The sequence below is a fragment of the Amycolatopsis sp. cg5 genome, from assembly GCF_041346955.1.
GTDB lineage: Bacteria > Actinomycetota > Actinomycetes > Mycobacteriales > Pseudonocardiaceae > Amycolatopsis.
Genome location: NZ_CP166849.1, coordinates 7,108,150 through 7,123,942 on the forward strand (window position 1 = coordinate 7,108,150; position 15,793 = coordinate 7,123,942).

Genomic DNA, 15,793 nt, shown 5'->3' on the forward strand with positions numbered 1-15,793 from the left:
CACCCGCCCGGCGGGCTCACTTGGTCGGCGTCGGGCTCGCCGGCGTCGGACTCGCGCTGGAGCTAGGGCTCGGCGCCGGTGTCGCGCTCGGTGCCGGCGTCGCGCTGGTGGTCGCGGGCGCCTTCGGGATCGCGACCGAGAACGGCACGCCGTACACCTCGCGGCAGGCGTTCTTGTAGGCGTTGTAGCCGTTGAAGTTGCCGTCGTTGTCGGTGATGCCCTGCTCGATCTTCGGGCGCGGGAACCGGTTGTCGGCGCCGATCTTCATCGGGTAGTTCGCCGACTTGTCGCACCCCTTGCGCGACAACGTGATCGGCCTGCCGTCCTCGTCGTAGAGGTAGATCTCGGTGAGCGGCTTGCCTTCCGCGTCGAAGGCGTAGACGTTCTCGATCGACTGGTTGCCGTAGTACAGGTTGTCGGATCCGTCCGAGTTCCGGCTGCTGGCCGGGTACGTGTTGTAGCTCTGGTACCGGTGGTCGACGGAGTCGAAGACATACCCGACGAACCCGAACGCCCCGCCGAGCACGAACAGCGAGACCGGCAGCGTCAGCCACAGCCAGCGCTTGTCGGCGGCCACCCGCCGTCCGCCCCAGACGATCGCCACCGCGGCGACCACCAGCACCGGCAGCGCGGCGACCCCGTCACTGCCCCGGCGCACCAGCATCAGGCCGAACAGGATCAGCGCGGCCGCGCACACGAGCCACCAAGCGGGCGACAGTCCCCTGAAGTAGTTCAATACCCGGGGCAAGCCTTCCGGATCCTGCTTCTTAAGCCCTTCGCGCAGCGCGCGCACCTCAGGCAGCTCGGCGATCCCCGCGCCGCCCTTTCTCGTCAGGTACCAGACGCCGAACCCGAGCACGGGCAGGATGATCACCAGCGAAACCAGCGCCTCCGGCCGGAGGTTGTTCGCGACCGTGATCCCGACCAGCCCCAGCCCGACCGACGCGACGACGAGCCCCCACAACGCGAGCCGGGGCACGATCCGCTTCGCCTGCTCCTTGATCACCACGGTCTTCGGCGGCTCGGTGGACGCGGCGGGCGGATAGTCCCCCGCGGCACGCAGTTCGGCGGCGTAGTTCTCCGGCGTCCCGAGCCGCTCGATCATCTGCTCGACCCGCGCGCCGTCACCCAGTTCGGCCTCGATCTCGAGCAGATGCGGCCGGACGTCCTCGAGGATCTCTTCGACTTCGGCGGAGGGCAGATCGGCCAGCGCGGTACGCACCCGCGCCAGGTAGACCCGCACCGCGGTCGAATTCTGCGTGCTCATGCTGCCGCTCCCAACAGGCTGTTCATCGTCGACGCGAAGCTCTCCCACGTCTTGGCCGACTCGGTCAGTTTCAGCCGGCCTGGTTCGTTCAAGCTGTAGTACTTCCGGTGCGGCCCCTCCTCGCTCGGCACGACATACGACGTGAGCAGACCGGCCTTGTAGAGCCGTCTCAGCGTTCCGTACACGGACGCGTCGCCCACTTCCTCCAGACCGCCGACCCGCAGCCGGCGGAGCACGTCGTAGCCATAACCGTCTTCCTCGCGAAGCACCGCGAGCACCGCGAGGTCGAGGACACCCTTGAGTAGCTGACTGATCTCCACCTGTCCTCCGTCCTACGCTTCAGACGGTACCATGCAATGCACAGTACCGCGCACACCACTACGCCAAAGGCCCACGAGTCGCCGGTTTTGGGTGAGGGCCTCCCTCACCCGGACCCGGCGAGTCAGGGCCTCCCTCACCCGAAATGTCGGGCGAGGGAGGCCCTGACCACCTGCAACCGAGTGAGGGAGGCCCTGACTCGACCACCCGACCCATGCGCCGCGCTTGACGTTCCCTCGGCGTCCCACCGACTGTCCACTAGCGACACCAGGGTTCCCTGGACACGGGGGTCGTGAGTGCTGCCAACGGTTCTATTGGTCGGAAGGGCAAACGTGGCGGGCGAGTGGAACCTTTGCTGCATCTAACGCAGCAGAGGATCCACTCGCTCACGGCTTGCCGGGGTCGTCGTGGGGGTCGTGAGTGGTACGGCCGGTTCTAACCGGTCTAAACACTCACGACAGGGGAACCCCTCGCTCAGCCGCGAAATGCCGTGCGTCCGAGCCTCGCGACGTGACCTCGTCAGCCCGGCCGGAGCACGCCATATTTACCCTTCCCCTCAAACCGTCGGGAACACGCACGACTCCCTTAAGCCCTGGGGCGGGGCTGGCAGCGGGGGCAGGAGAACGACGACCGGTTCATGAACGGGTCGCGGCGGATCGCGGTGCCGCAGCGGCGGCACGGCAGGCCTTCTTGGCCGTAGGCGTCGAGTGAGCGGTCGAAGTAGCCGGACTGGCCGTTCACGTTGACGTACAAGGCATCGAACGAGGTTCCGCCCTGCGCGAGCGCCTCGTTCATCACCTCGGTGGCGGCTTCGAGCAGCACGCGCGTCTTGGGGCCGGTGAGCTTGTCGGTCGCCCTGGCCCAGTGCAGCTTCGAGCGCCACAGCGCCTCGTCGGCGTAGATGTTGCCGACGCCCGAGACCAGAGTCTGGTCGAGCAGGGCGCGCTTGACCTCGGTCCGCCGCGAACGCAGAGCGCGAACCGCCGCGTCGAGGCTGAAGGCCGGGTCCATCGGGTCGCGCGCGATGTGGGAAATCGTGCTGGGCAACAGGGTTCCGTCGACCTCGACGAGGTCCGCGAGTGCCAGTCCCCCGAATGTCCGCTGGTCGACGAAGCGCAACTCGGGCCCGTCGTCGGCGAAGCGCACCCGGACGCGGAGGTGCTTCTCGTCGGGCGTGCCCTCCTCTTGGACGAGCATCTGGCCGCTCATGCCGAGGTGGGCGAGCATGGCCTGCTCGTCGGACAGCTCCAGCCAGAGGTACTTGCCGCGCCTGCGGGCGGCGTCGATGCGGACGCCTGCCAGCCTGCCGGTGAAGTCCTCGGCTCCCTGCACGTGGCGCCGGATGGCGCGGGCGTGGAGCACTTCGACCTTGCTGATGGTCCGGCCGGTCACGTGGGCTTCGAGACCGGCGCGGACCACCTCGACCTCTGGAAGTTCGGGCACTCCCCGATTATCGGGCTAGGGGGCCAGCGGGCCGACGTCGGCCGTCGTCAATGCCTTGCGGGCGCCGCCGGGGAGGAACTCGTCGGCGCCGATGTCGTACTGGCCGACCCGGGCCTGGAGGTCGAAATCCGTTGCCGCGTACGGGTGGCTGCCGACGCCGGCGTCGATCGCCGGGCTGCCGGACGACAGGCGCCACAGGCCGTTGGCGTCCTTGGCCAGCTTCGGGTTCACCGACTTGTAGCCGTCGGGGATGCCGGGCTTGGCGCCCCAGGTGATGTTGCCTTCGTACTTCACCACCGAACCGGTGGGCATGGTGACGAGGTTGCCGGACGTGCCGACCAGGATGTTGTCGGCGAACACGCAGTCCTTGGGCAGGAAGGCGCCGCCGTCGCCGCGGATGATGTCCTTCTGACCGAGCACCGTGTTGTAGGCGACGACGACCCGGTCGGGGCGGTCCTGTTTGTCGCTGTCGGGGCCGCTGTCGGCCTCGGTGCCGGTGCCGAAGACGATGCCGCGGTCGGTCGTGACGTCGACGTAGTTGTTGATGATCTTGTGGTCGTTGCCGTGGAAGCGGATGCCGGAGTTGCCGAAGAGCATGTTGCCCTCGACGACGCTGCGGTCGCCGTGGCGCAGCACGATGAAGCCGCGGCTGTCGCGGATCGTGTTGTAGCGGACGGTGTTGTCGGAGGACTTGATCGTCAGCGGCGCGGTGGTGGGATAGCTGCCATCGGCCAGCAGGATCCGGTCACCGGGATCGGCTTTGTCCAAAGCGGACTGTAAGGCACTGAGCGAGGTGACGACCTGATCCGCCGAAGCGGGAACGGACACCAGGACCGAAACCGTGACCAGGAGTCCACAAAGGACGGAAAGAAAAGACCACTTGCGCATCGCCGTTGAACCTCATCTTTGAGGAAGGAAGGACACAGGACGGCGGCGGCTGCCCGTACGGTACTGATTCACGTACCGTACGGTCAACTGGTCTCTTCTTCGGCTTTCTTCTGCTCTTCGACCTCGGCGTGAAGCGTGCGCCAAGCCGTCTCGGCGGCCTTCTGCTCCGCTTCCTTCTTGGTCGTGCCCTCACCGCGGCCGTACTCACGCCCCGCGACGAACACGGTGGCGGTGAACTCCTTGCGGTGATCGGGACCGGTGTCGTCGACCTTGTACTCGGGCACGCCGAGACCGGCCTGCGCGGTGAGCTCCTGCAGGCTGGTCTTCCAGTCGAGGCCGGCGCCACGCAGCGGGGCCTCGGCCAGCAGGCCGTCGAACAGGTGGTGCACCAGCTTGCGGGCGATGTCGATGCCGTGCTGCAGGTACGCGGCGCCGATGACGGCTTCGAGACCGTCGGCGAGGATGCTCGCCTTGTCCCGGCCACCGGTGAGCTCTTCGCCCTTGCCGAGCAGGAGATGCGCACCCAGGCCGCCTTCACCGAGGCCGCGTGCGACGCCCGCGAGGGCATGCATGTTCACGACGCTGGCGCGCAGCTTCGCGAGCTGGCCCTCCGGCAGGTCGGGATGGGTGTTGTAGAGATGGTCGGTCACGACCAGGCCCAGTACGGCGTCACCCAGGAACTCGAGGCGCTCGTTCGGCGGAAGCCCACCGTTCTCATAGGCATAAGAACGGTGGGTCAACGCCAAACCGAGCAACTCGGCATCAAAGGTGATGTCGAGGGCTTCGAGCAACGGAGCGGGATCCGAGGCCGGCTTGAGGACCGGCGGTTTTCCCCCCATGATCGACTCAGCCTCAGGCGGGCTCGACGACCTGGCGACCGTTGTGCTGACCGCACGCCGGGCAAGCGATGTGCTGCAGCTTCGGCTGCTTGCAGGCGCGGTTGGAGCAAGGCACCAGCTGAACCGGAGCAGCCTTCCACTGGCTGCGGCGCGAGCGCGTGTTCGATCGCGACATCTTCCGCTTGGGGACGGCCACGAGTAGATCTCCTTAAGACGGTCTGCCCGCACCTCGCGAGCGAACTTTGCTTCTCCGGACCGAGCTGGACGCCCGTCAGGCTTGCTTGCCGGGGGCCTGGTCACCTTCGGAGTCACCGTCGAAGCGCTCGACAAGTGCGGCCCACCGAGGGTCTATCTTCTCATGCCCGTGTCCGGGCTCGAGATCGGCCCACTTGACACCGCACCCGGAGCAGAGGCCCTGGCAGTTTTCCTCGCACAGGGGCACCAGCGGCAGCGCCAGCACGAGCGCGTCGCACACCAGCGGCTCGAGCTCGATGCGGTCGTCGACCAGGCGATAGATCTCGTCCTCTTCCGTGGTCTCCTCGGTCGTGGAGCCCGGATAGGCGAACAGTTCGGTGAGCTCGACCTCGACGTCCTCGGTGATCGGGTCGAGGCAGCGTGAGCAGCTGCCGGTCGCGGTGACCGAGGCGGTGCCGGTGACCAGCACGCCCTCGACCACGGATTCGAGCAGCAGGTCGAGGTCGATCTCGGTGCCGGCGGGCACGACGATGACGTCCTTGACGCCCAAGGTCTCCTCGAGCGGGACCTTGCGCTGGACAGGACGGCTCAGCCCGGCGTGGCGGGCGAGTTCACGGGTGTCGATGACCCACGGGCTGCGCAGATCGACGCGCGCGGGGCGCGTGGGCGGGAGCTTGTCTTCAGGCATGAGGGTTCTAGTTTACGCGAGCCTTCACGGCTGGAAGTCGTACAGGGTGCTGCTGCGGCCGACGCCGCCCGCGAGGCCCGTCGGGGCACGCAGGTGGTTGCGCCCGGAGTCGACGGTGCGCAGCGTGGTGGCCAGCAGCTCGGAGAACTCGGCGAGCTTGCCGTCGACGTAGGCGTCGCAGTCGGCACGCTGCTTGTCGGCCTCCGCGTGCGCCTCGTCGACGATGCGGGCCGACTCGGCGTGCGCGGCCTGGACGACCTCGGTCTGCGAGACCAGGCGGGCCTGCTCGTTGCGGCCCTCGTCGATGGCGCGGTCGTACGCGTCACGCCCGGCCTGGATCATCCGCTCGGACTCGGCGCGCGAGCGGTCGGTGAGGTTCTGGAACTCGGCCTGCCCGGCGGCGACCATGCGCTCGGCCTCGGCGTGCGCGTCGGCCATCATCTGCTCGGCGCGGGCCTGCGCCTCGGCGAGGATGCGCTCGGCGTGCGCCTGCGCCTCGCCGACCGTGCGATCGGCCTCGGCGTTGGCCTCGGTGACCGTCTTGTCGGCCTCGGACCGCGCGGTGTGGATCAGCTGATCACGCTTGTCCAGCACGTCCTGCGCGTCGTCGACCTCCGCCGGCAGCGCGTCGCGGACGTCGTCGAGCAGTTCGAGCACGTCACCGCGCGGCACCACACAGCTGGAGGTCATCGGCACCCCGCGCGCCTCTTCGACGATCGTGACCAATTCGTCGAGCGCCTCGAAAACCCGGTACACGGCAACTCCCTCTGCAGCAATCCCCGATATCGCTGCACCCAGTCTGCCGCCTAACCCGCCCGAACCGGTGAAAGCGCGCCGGTCCGGGCGTGTCCGAGCGGCTACTTCAAGGTGAAGGCGGGGTCGGTGATGAGCCTCGTCACCTGTTCGTAGGTCAGCGGGACCCCCTCACTGCCACGTGTCAAGAACCCGGTCCTTATCTCCATTTCCGCGCCGTTGGGCCAGTAGCGCCAGGCCTCGATCACGGCAGGCTTCACGTCACCGGTTCGTGAGTCCTCAAACCTGTTCGTCTGCCTGATCTGCACCTCGGACCCGTCCGGCTGCGGCAGGCTGGTGCAGTCGGCCAGGCAGGTCCTGGGGACGGCGCCGCTGCCTGGCACGACGGCCGGGCCGCCGATGTGTCCCGAGATGCGCGCGGGGTGGCCGTTCAGGTCATAGCGGAATTCGAGGCTGACGAACGGGTAGCCCTGGGTGGTCTCGACGATGTCCTTCGCCTCCGGCCGCACGGCCTTCAGCAAGGCGGGCAGGTGATCGCGGATCAACGACATGGGCATGCCGACAGGCGGCACTGAGGCCGTGACCTTCGGGCCTGCGGCGGGCTGGACGACAGCGCTCGGCACGACCGTCGTCGCCACGATGGCGCCGATCACCGCGAGTGTGCCGAGGCCCGAGGCCGCGACGAGCCGTTTCCGTTGCCGTGCGGCGGCTTTCGTCGCCACCGCCTCGGTGTCGAAGCCCAGTGGGGGTTCGGTGAAGGACAGGGCCCGCAGGTCCTGTTCGAGCTGTTCGGTCATCTGCTTCCCTCCGCGGCGGGTTCACGCCGTTCGACGGCCGCGCGGAGGATTTCGAGCCCCCGCGCGGTCTGGCTCTTGACCGTCCCTTCCGAACACGCAGCGTCGCGGCGACGTCGGCGACCGACAGGTCGGCGCAGTACCGCAGCACGATGGCGGCGCGTTGTTTCGGCGGAACCTCGGCGAGGGCGTGCAGTAACAGGTCGGAGATCCCGAGACGGGTGGGATCGGCGTGCGCGTCGGGCCGGTCGGGCACGTACCCGGTCCGGCTCTCCCTGCGCCGCCACGGCCGTCGCTGCTCGTCGAGCCAGCAGCGCAGCAGTACCTGCCTGGCGTAGTTGTCGGCGGGCCCTGTCCGGGAGACCTTCGGCCAGACCCGGTAGAGCTTGATGAGGGCGCTTTGGACCAGATCCTCGGCGAGATGCCAGTCGCCGCAGAACAGATAGGCGGTCCGTCTCAGCGTGAGCGCCTTCCGCGCGGCGAACTCCCGGAAGCTCGCGTCGTCCCCAGGTTTCATCCGTGTGCCCTCCTCGGCCGTGTTCCAGCATTACTCACGGGCGAGGAGGGTCACGGGGTTGCTTCAGACGTTGATGACCTTGAAGGACGCGTAGTGGTCGCCGGTGTAGAAGTACTCGCCGCCGTTGCCGGTGATGATGCGGCGGGCGCCGCGGGTCGACGAGCCCGGCGTGATGACCGTGTACTCGTGGTAGTAGCTCGACGCGCAGGCCGGGAGGATCTTCTCGCGGTTCTGGAAGACCACGCCGTCGTTCTTCGGGTACGGGAACGGGCCGTCGGACTGGATCAGCTCGTAGGTGTCGGTCGCCTCCTTCGGGAGGCTCGGCAGTGACACCCGGCTGAAGCCCGCGAGGTTGCCGCAGGCGTTCTGCTCGATGCTGACGGGTGAGGCCTCGGCCGTGGCGGTGACGACGCCGAAGAAGGCGGCGAAGGCCAGCAGGAAGGCGGCGAAACGCGATCGGTGGTTGGTCATTTTCGGACCGTAACCCGATCGAGTGATCAGGGCTGGTCGAGCAGGTTAACTCCGCGAACCCTGTCGGAAATCCCTACGACCGTCGCACGCCGTTCGGCGCAGAACTGGGAAAATTCCCACTCACGAGTCCTTTTCGCGCAGGCGCTTGGTCAGGCGCTCGAAGACGACCGGGGGCACCAGGTGCTCGATGTCGCCGCCGTACGTCGCGACCTCCTTCACGAGCGAGCTGGACACGAACCCGTACGCGGGGTTGTTCGGCATCAGCAGGGTCTCGACCTTGGACAGCTCGTGGTTCATCTGGGCCATCTGGAGCTCGTAGTCGAAGTCGCTGACCGAGCGCAGGCCCTTGGTGATGGCCACGATGTCGTTGTCGCGGCAGTAGTCGACGGTGAGCCCCTGCCACGAGTCGACGCGCACGTTGCCCAGGCCCGCCGTGGTCTCGCGGAGCATGTCCAGCCGTTCCTCGACGGTGAACAGGCCCTTCTTGTTCTTGTTGATCCCGACCAGGACGATGACTTCGTCGAAGAGCTTGGCCGACCGCTCGATGATGTCGAGGTGGCCGTTCGTTGCCGGGTCGTAGCTGCCCGGACAGACTGCGCGACGCATGGCGCGACGCTACCGCGAAGCGCTGCCCGTCGCCCTATGGTGACTGCACAGCCTTCGTCACATATTCGGCCCAGTGGAGCGCGGTGTCGCCGTAGCGCTTCACCCGCATGGGCTCGAACGACAATGGCCAGTCGGGTTCGCCGTCGCGAGTGGCACGTTCGATGATCAGCAGTGCTCCGTCGGTCACCCAGCCGCCCGCGGCGAGCGACGACAGCACGGAACCGAGCTGGGCCGAGTCGACGGCGTACGGCGGGTCGGCGATGACGACGTCGAACGGCATGGGCGCCGGTCCCGAGACCACGGCCTCGACCTGTCCAATGCGGACCGTTCCACCGAGATTTAGCTCACCGACGTTCGCGCGAAGAACTTCGCCCGCGCGGCGGTCCGCTTCGACGAACCAGGCGTCGGCCGCGCCGCGCGAGAGTGCCTCCAGACCGAGGGCTCCGGAGCCCGCGTAGAGGTCCAGCACGCGGGATCCGTCCAGCTCACCTGCGACTTCGAGGGCGTTGAACATCGCCTCGCGCACGCGCTCGGACGTCGGCCTTGTCCCCTTCGGGGGAACCTTGAGCCGCCTGCCGCCCGCCTTGCCGGCCACGATCCTGGTCACCCCGTCATACTCGCAAACCGTGTCCGCCGTGTGGTGTTCGACAGGACTTGCTGACCCTCCGGCGCGCAACGCGTAGTGTTGTTCTTCGCCCTCGAAGGCGGTAGCAGCGGTATTAGGAGCAATGCGTGTCCGAACCTCGGGTCAGACGGGCCGAGATCGCCATCGAGCAATCCCACGTCGACCGGGTCTACACCCGGCTGGCGGAGCTGCGCGAACAGGCGGAAGCCATGCGCAACAAGGGATACGAGATAGGCCATGGCGCTCAGCGCGAGGCCGTGTTCGAGCAGGCGTCGATGCTCTTCGAGCGCGACATGATGGTCTTCCACGCGAACCAGACCCTGCAGACGCTCGACGCCGAGTACGAGGGTCTCGTCTTCGGCAGGCTCGACCATCTGGCGGCCGAGCGGATCTACGTCGGCAGGCTCGGCATCCGGGACGCCGACTTCGACAACCTCGTCACCGACTGGCGCGCGCCCGCGGCCGCGGCGTTCTACCAGGCGACCGCCGAGGAGCCGATGGACGTCGTGCGGCGCCGGGTGATCCGGTGCTCCGGGCAGAACGTGCTCGACGTGGACGACGACGTGCTGATCGCCGACGCGGTGCCGGACGACATGCAGATCGTCGGCGAGGGCGCGCTGATGGCCGCGCTCGGCCGTTCGCGCGGCGAGAAGATGCGCGACATCGTCGCCACCATCCAGCGTGAGCAGGACGAGGTCATCCGGGCGCCGTGGCGCGGGGTCACCGAGATCACCGGCGGGCCCGGCACCGGCAAGACCGCGGTCGCGCTGCACCGCGCCGCCTACCTGCTCTACCGGCACCGCCGCCAGCTCGGCGGCGCCGGCGTGCTCGTGGTCGGCCCGTCCGGCGTGTTCACCAGCTACATCTCGCGCGTGCTCCCCTCGATGGGTGAGACGAACGTCGAGCTGCGCGCGCTCGGCGAGGTGCTCGACGGGCTCGAAGCCGTCCGCCAGGACGCGGCGCCGCTCGCGGCGGTCAAGGGCTCGCTGCGGATGCGCAAGGTGCTGCTGCGCGCGCTGCGCGACACCCCGCCCGACGCGCCGCAGGAGATGCGGATCGTCTACCGCGGTGAGGTGCTCAAGCTCGACGCCAAGGAGCTGGAGAAGGTCCGCCGCAAGGTGCACACCGCGGGCGGGCCGCCGAACCGCTCACGTGTGCGCGCGGCCGAGGCGCTGCTCGACGCACTCGCGGCGAAGGCCGAGGAGCACGCGAAGTCCGACGGCAGGCAGCTCGACAAGGCCGAGCTGATCCACGACCTCGGCGACCGGATCGAGTTCCACCGGTTCCTGGTCGTCTGGTGGCCGATCCTCTACCCGGCGCAGATCCTCAAGTGGCTCGCGGACGAGAAGCGGCTGGCCTCGGCGGCGAAGGGTGTGCTGAACCGCCAGGAGATCACCATGCTGGCGGCCTCGATGGCCGACCGCTCGCGTGGCTGGACCGTCGCGGACGTGGCGATGCTCGACGAGCTGCGCGTGCTCATCGGCCCGGAGCCCAAGCGCAAGCGCAGGCACCACGACCCGGTGGAGTTCGTCCCGGAGCGCTCCGGCGCGGCCACCCACCGTCCCGAGCACTACGACGAGTACTCCCACGTGGTCGTCGACGAGTCGCAGGACCTCTCACCGATGCAGTGGCGGATGATCGGCCGTCGCGGCAAGTACGCGAGCTGGACGGTCGTCGGCGACCCGGTGCAGAGCTCGTGGCCGGATCCGGAAGAGGCGGCGCAGGCCCGTGACCAGGCGTTCGGCGTGCGCACCACGCGCCGCCGGTTCACGCTGCGGACGAACTACCGGAACTCGGCCGAGATCTTCGACCTCGCGGCGAACGTCGTGCGCGGCCACGCCCAGGAGGACGAGCTGCCCATCGCGGTCCGCACCACGGGCCTGCTCCCGGACGTCCGCGCGGTCGAGGCGGCCAACCTGGAGACGGCGACGCAGTCGGCCACCAAAGAGCTGCTGGACTCGGTCGAGGGCACGGTCGGCGTGATCACCGCGATGGACCGGGTGCCCGAGGTCGAATCCTGGTTCGAGGGCCAGACCGACGAGCGGCTCAAGGTCGTCGGCTCGCTCGACTCGAAGGGCCTCGAATACGACGCCGTCGTGCTCGTCGAGCCGACGGAGTTGATCACGGAGTCGACCACCGGCCGCCGCGTCCTCTACGTCGCGCTGACCCGGGCGACCCAGCAACTCACCGTGCTGGCGTCGAACCCGGACTGGCTGCCTGCCTGACCCCCAGAACACGACAAGAGCCACCCAGAAGCGTTCTGGGTGGCTCTTGTTTTCCTGCCGTCCTCGCCCCCAGCGAAGGCGGCCAGGCGTTACGCGGCCGCGGTGCCGGTCGCCGCGTGGTACCCGTACAGGTTGATCTTGAACACGATCTCTCCTCCTCGTTCGACCTGGTCACCGGCACCCCCCAGCGGGAACCGTGAGACCGGTCGACCCCAGGTATAACCAAAAAGTATTGTTCGGCGTCAGGTTTGATCAACCGAACAACGAAGTCCGAACAACGGGGGTGGGCCAGTGCCTCGTCCTGAGCGGCCGCTCGAGGCCGGAGACGACGCCGTCGTCCACTTCGCGACCGAGCTCCGGCTACTGCGCGAGAAGGCGGGCAGCCCCACCTACCGCGAACTCGCCAAGCAGACCAACTACTCCGCGGGCACGTTGTCCGACGCCGCCGGCGGGCGGAAGCTGCCGACGCTGGCGGTCACCCTCGCGTACGTGAAGGCGTGCGCGGGCGACGAAGAGGACTGGGCGGCGCGCTGGCACGCGCTCTCCGAGGGCGCGCTCGAACCCGAGCCGGACGCCGAGCCGCCGTATGTCGGGCTGACCGCGTTCGGGACCGAGGACGCCGAGCGGTTCTTCGGACGCAAGCGCGTCGTCGAGAAGGTCTTGGAGCGGCTCGCGACGCACCGGTTCATCGCGGTGCTCGGCGCGTCCGGGTCCGGCAAGTCGTCGGTGCTGCGGGCGGGCGTGATCCCGGCGCTCGACGCGACCGGCACCACCGGGCTGATCACGCCAGGCGCGCGCCCGATGGCCGAGCTGACCAAGGCCGGGCCGGTCGACGTGCTGGTCGTCGACCAGTTCGAGGAGGTCTTCACCCTCTGCCAGGACCCGGCGGAGCGAACCGAGTTCATCGCCGCGCTGGTCAAGCTCAAGAAGGTCGTGCTCGGCGCGCGGATCGACTTCCACGCGCGGTTCGCCCAGCACCCCGAGCTGACCGACGCGCTGGAAGACGGCCAGATCCTGCTCGGCCCGATGACCACGGAGGAGCTGCGGCTGGCGATCACCCAGCCCGCCGTCCGTGTCGGGCTGCGGATCGAGACCGCGCTCGTGTCACGGCTGATCGCGGACGCGACCGGCCAGCCGGGCATGCTGCCGCTGCTTTCGCACGCGCTGCTGGAGACGTGGAAACGCCGCCGCGGCAACGCGCTCATCCTCTCCGGCTACGAGTCGACCGGCGGGATCGAGCGTGCGGTCGCGCAGACCTCCGAGCACGTGTTCACCACGCTCAGCCCGGCCCAGCAGCAGGTCACCCGGCAGATCTTCCTCCGGCTGACCGCGCTCGGCGAAGGCACGGAGGACACCAAGCGCAGGCTCAGCCGCGACGAGCTCGACGACGACCCGGACATCGACGTCGCGCTCGGCAAACTCGCCGACGCCCGGCTGATCACCCTCGACGAGCACGGCATCGACATCGCGCACGAGGCGCTCATCCGCAGCTGGCCGAGGTTGCGCGAGTGGCTGACCGAAGACCGCGAAGCGCTGCGCGTGCACCGCAGGCTCACCGAAGCGACCGAGGCGTGGGAGGCGCTCGATCACGACTCGGGCTCGCTCTACCGCGGCACGCGGCTCGCGATCGCCCAGGACTGGGTCACCACGCACGAAGGAGTACTGAGTAAGAAGGAGCGCCGGTTCCTCGACGACAGCTCCGCCGCCGAGACGGCCGAGCGGGTGGCGACCCGCAAGCGGACGCGCAGGCTGCGTCAGCTGGTCGCGTTGCTGGCCGTGTTGCTGCTGGTCGCGGCGGGCGCAAGCGCTTTCGCGGTGAACACCTCCCAGACCGCGACCGAAGAACGGAACACCGCGCTCTCCCAGAACGTCTCGCACGAGGCGACGACGCTGCGCCCGACCAAACCGGCACTGGCGGCGCAGCTCTCGCTCGCGGCGTATCGCCTGGTGCCGACCGTGGAAGCGCGCGGCAGCCTGCTCAGTACCTTCTCGACGCCGTACTCCAGCCTGCTGCTCGGGCACACGAACAACGTCAACTCCGCCGCCTTCAGCCCGGACGGCAAGCTGCTGGCCACCGGCGCGTGGGACAAGACCGTCCGGCTCTGGGACGTCACGAACACCCATCATCCGATCGAGCTGCCGACACTCGACGCGCACGACGACAACGTGCTCGCGGTCGCGTTCAGCCCGGACGGCAAGACGCTCGCCACCGCGAGCTGGGACAAGACCGCGAAGCTGTGGGACGTCACCGATCCGCGCCGGATCAAGCCGATCGCGACACTGACCGGGCACACCGACCAGGTGCTCGCGCTGGCGTTCAGCCGCGACGGAAAGACACTGGTCACCGGCAGTGCCGACGACACCGCCCGGCTCTGGAATCTCGCCGACCGCACCAGCAAGGTGCTCGCCGGGCATGCCAAGGACGTGGTCGCGGTCGGCATCAGCCCCGACGGCACGACGCTGGCGACCGGCTCCGACGACAAGACACTGCGGCTCTGGAGTTCGAGCGGCGCCGAGCTCAAGTCGATCCCGGTCGACCCCGTCTTGATCCGTGCGCTCGCCTTCAGCCCGACCGGGCACACGCTCGCCGGCGGTGAGAACGGTGGCGAGAACAGGATCCGGCTCTGGGACGTCACCGACCCTGCCGCGCCGACCGACCTCGCGGTGCTGGGCGGGCACAAGATGGCCGTGCGCGCGCTCACGTTCAACGCCGACGGCACCCGGCTGCTCAGCTCGTCCGAGGACCGGACGGCCACGGTGTGGAACATCGCCGACCCGAGGCAGCCGAAGGCGGCGCTCACGCTCACCGGGCACACCGACATCGTCGCGGGCGCCACCTTCAGCCCCGACGGCCGCACGGTCGCCACCACCTCCGACGACTACACCGTCCGGTTGTGGGACATCCCCGGGCCGGTGGTCACGAGCGGCGAAAGCGACATCTGCCGGGTCACGCTGACCCCGGACGGCCGCTCGTTGATCACGAGCGCCCGCGACGGCAAGGTCCGGGTCGTCGATCCGGCGGTGCCCCGCGAGATCACCACGCTGACCGATCACACGGACGGCGCCTGCGCCGCGGCGGTCAGCCCCGACGGGAGCACGCTCTACACGGGCAGCTGGGACCACACAGTCAAACGCCGCGACCTCGCGGACCCGGCGAAGCCGGTCGTGATCGCCAGGCACGAGGACGAGATCGACGCCATCGCGCTGAGCCCGGACGGGAAACGGCTGGCCGTCGCCGGTGACAAGCACACCGTGAAACTGCTCGACAGCACCACCGGCCAGGAGCTGGCCACGCTCACCGGGCACACCGACGACGTGCACGCGCTGGCGTTCAGCCCGGACGGCCGGATACTCGCTTCGACGAGCTGGGACTTCACGGTCCGGCTTTGGGACATGACCGCCAACGGCGCGCTGCTCGGCGTGCTGAAAGGCCACACCAAGGCCGTGACCTCGCTGGCGTACAGCCCCGACGGCAAGACGATCGTGACCGCGGGCCGTGACCGCACCGCGCGGCTGTGGGACGTCCGCGATCCACGCGAGCCGCACGAGGTCTCGCAGCTGTCCGGGCACACGGACGCGGTGCGGGAGATGGTGTTCAGCTCCGACGGGCGCACACTCGCGACCTCGTCGCACGACCGGACCGTGCGGCTGTGGGACACGGCCGATCCGGCGAACCCCCGGCAGATGGCCGCGCTGACCGGACACACCGACCGGGTGCTCGGGCTGGTGTTCGCCCCCGACGGCCACACACTGCTGAGCAGTGGCAGCGACGACATCGTGCTGCGCTGGGAAACCGACCCGGAGCTCGTCGCGAAGCGGGTCTGCGCAGTGGCCACGCCGAAGATCACCGACGCCGAGTGGAACCGATACTTCCCCGGCGTCGCCTACCAGCCACCATGCCCGTAGGCCATGACCTGGGTCGTGAGTGGTACGGCCGGTTCTAACCGGTCATACCACTCACGACCCCCGTCGCTAACGCCTCGTTCACAACGTTCGGCCGCCGTGCTCGTAGGGTCGTGAGTGGTATGGACGGTTCTAGCAGACTGGTACTTGGCTACCTGCCGCCCGAGTCTCGGCGTGAGTGGAAGGTTTGCTCCGTTAGATGCAGAAATTCTTCCACTCGCTCGGGCTCATCCGCCGTGGCACGTGACAAGGGCCGCCCTT

12 protein-coding genes and 3 pseudogenes are annotated in these 15,793 nt (G+C 68.6%); 2 read left to right on the forward strand and 13 right to left on the reverse strand.

Annotation, left to right across the window (positions count from 1 at the left end; genetic code table 11):
• Window positions 1–16: 16 nt before the first annotated feature.
• The 13 genes and pseudogenes from AB5J62_RS31830 to rsmD all read right to left on the reverse strand — a co-directional run bounded on the left by AB5J62_RS31830 (window position 17) and on the right by rsmD (window position 9,386).
• Window positions 17–1,267 (reverse strand): DUF1700 domain-containing protein, encoded by a 1,251-nt coding sequence (locus AB5J62_RS31830; RefSeq protein WP_370943687.1) that lies wholly within the window; start codon window positions 1,265–1,267, stop codon window positions 17–19.
• The gene (locus AB5J62_RS31835) at window positions 1,264–1,587 is read right to left on the reverse strand and encodes a PadR family transcriptional regulator (RefSeq protein ID WP_091289152.1); all 324 of its coding nucleotides are present in this window, start codon (window positions 1,585–1,587) and stop codon (window positions 1,264–1,266) included. Before AB5J62_RS31835 ends, AB5J62_RS31830 begins: the two co-directional genes overlap by 4 nt.
• A 583-nt stretch (window positions 1,588–2,170) precedes the next feature.
• Entirely contained in the window at window positions 2,171–3,028 is an 858-nt protein-coding gene (mutM, locus tag AB5J62_RS31840) for a bifunctional DNA-formamidopyrimidine glycosylase/DNA-(apurinic or apyrimidinic site) lyase (protein ID WP_370943688.1), read from the reverse strand.
• A 15-nt stretch (window positions 3,029–3,043) separates the two neighbouring features.
• Window positions 3,044–3,760: pseudogene (locus AB5J62_RS31845) on the reverse strand (chondroitinase-B domain-containing protein); the annotation flags it as partial.
• A gap of 239 nt (window positions 3,761–3,999) precedes the next feature.
• Window positions 4,000–4,755, reverse strand: a complete 756-nt coding sequence (rnc, locus tag AB5J62_RS31850; protein ID WP_370943689.1) for a ribonuclease III — start codon at window positions 4,753–4,755, stop codon at window positions 4,000–4,002.
• 13 nt (window positions 4,756–4,768) lie between these two features.
• On the reverse strand, window positions 4,769–4,951 hold the full coding sequence (rpmF, locus tag AB5J62_RS31855; RefSeq protein ID WP_091289156.1) for a 50S ribosomal protein L32: 183 nt from the start codon (window positions 4,949–4,951) through the stop codon (window positions 4,769–4,771).
• Between the two features lie 75 nt (window positions 4,952–5,026).
• Window positions 5,027–5,638 (reverse strand): DUF177 domain-containing protein, encoded by a 612-nt coding sequence (locus AB5J62_RS31860; RefSeq protein WP_370943691.1) that lies wholly within the window; start codon window positions 5,636–5,638, stop codon window positions 5,027–5,029.
• Window positions 5,639–5,662: 24 nt separating this feature from the next.
• Window positions 5,663–6,394, reverse strand: coding sequence for a DivIVA domain-containing protein (locus AB5J62_RS31865; RefSeq protein ID WP_370943692.1), 732 nt, complete (start codon window positions 6,392–6,394; stop codon window positions 5,663–5,665).
• A 101-nt stretch (window positions 6,395–6,495) separates the two neighbouring features.
• On the reverse strand, window positions 6,496–7,188 hold the full coding sequence (locus tag AB5J62_RS31870) for a hypothetical protein (RefSeq protein ID WP_370943693.1): 693 nt from the start codon (window positions 7,186–7,188) through the stop codon (window positions 6,496–6,498).
• Window positions 7,185–7,702, reverse strand: a pseudogene (locus AB5J62_RS31875) (SigE family RNA polymerase sigma factor). Before AB5J62_RS31875 ends, AB5J62_RS31870 begins: the two are co-directional and overlap by 4 nt.
• 66 nt (window positions 7,703–7,768) lie before the next feature.
• A pseudogene (locus tag AB5J62_RS31880) lies at window positions 7,769–8,173 on the reverse strand (ribonuclease domain-containing protein); the annotation flags it as partial.
• A 120-nt stretch (window positions 8,174–8,293) separates the two neighbouring features.
• Window positions 8,294–8,779: a pantetheine-phosphate adenylyltransferase gene (gene coaD / locus AB5J62_RS31885; protein WP_370943694.1), complete on the reverse strand. Its 486-nt coding sequence runs from the start codon at window positions 8,777–8,779 to the stop codon at window positions 8,294–8,296.
• Between the two features lie 34 nt (window positions 8,780–8,813).
• Window positions 8,814–9,386, reverse strand: coding sequence for a 16S rRNA (guanine(966)-N(2))-methyltransferase RsmD (gene rsmD / locus AB5J62_RS31890; RefSeq protein WP_370943695.1), 573 nt, complete (start codon window positions 9,384–9,386; stop codon window positions 8,814–8,816).
• 125 nt (window positions 9,387–9,511) lie between these two features.
• On the opposite strand from rsmD, the gene AB5J62_RS31895 reads away from it, so the two are divergent.
• The gene (locus tag AB5J62_RS31895) at window positions 9,512–11,629 is read left to right on the forward strand and encodes an AAA family ATPase (RefSeq protein ID WP_370943696.1); all 2,118 of its coding nucleotides are present in this window, start codon (window positions 9,512–9,514) and stop codon (window positions 11,627–11,629) included.
• 291 nt (window positions 11,630–11,920) lie between these two features.
• Complete coding sequence (locus AB5J62_RS31900; RefSeq protein WP_370943697.1) at window positions 11,921–15,535, forward strand: helix-turn-helix domain-containing protein; 3,615 nt, start codon at window positions 11,921–11,923, stop codon at window positions 15,533–15,535.
• Window positions 15,536–15,793 lie beyond the last annotated feature (258 nt).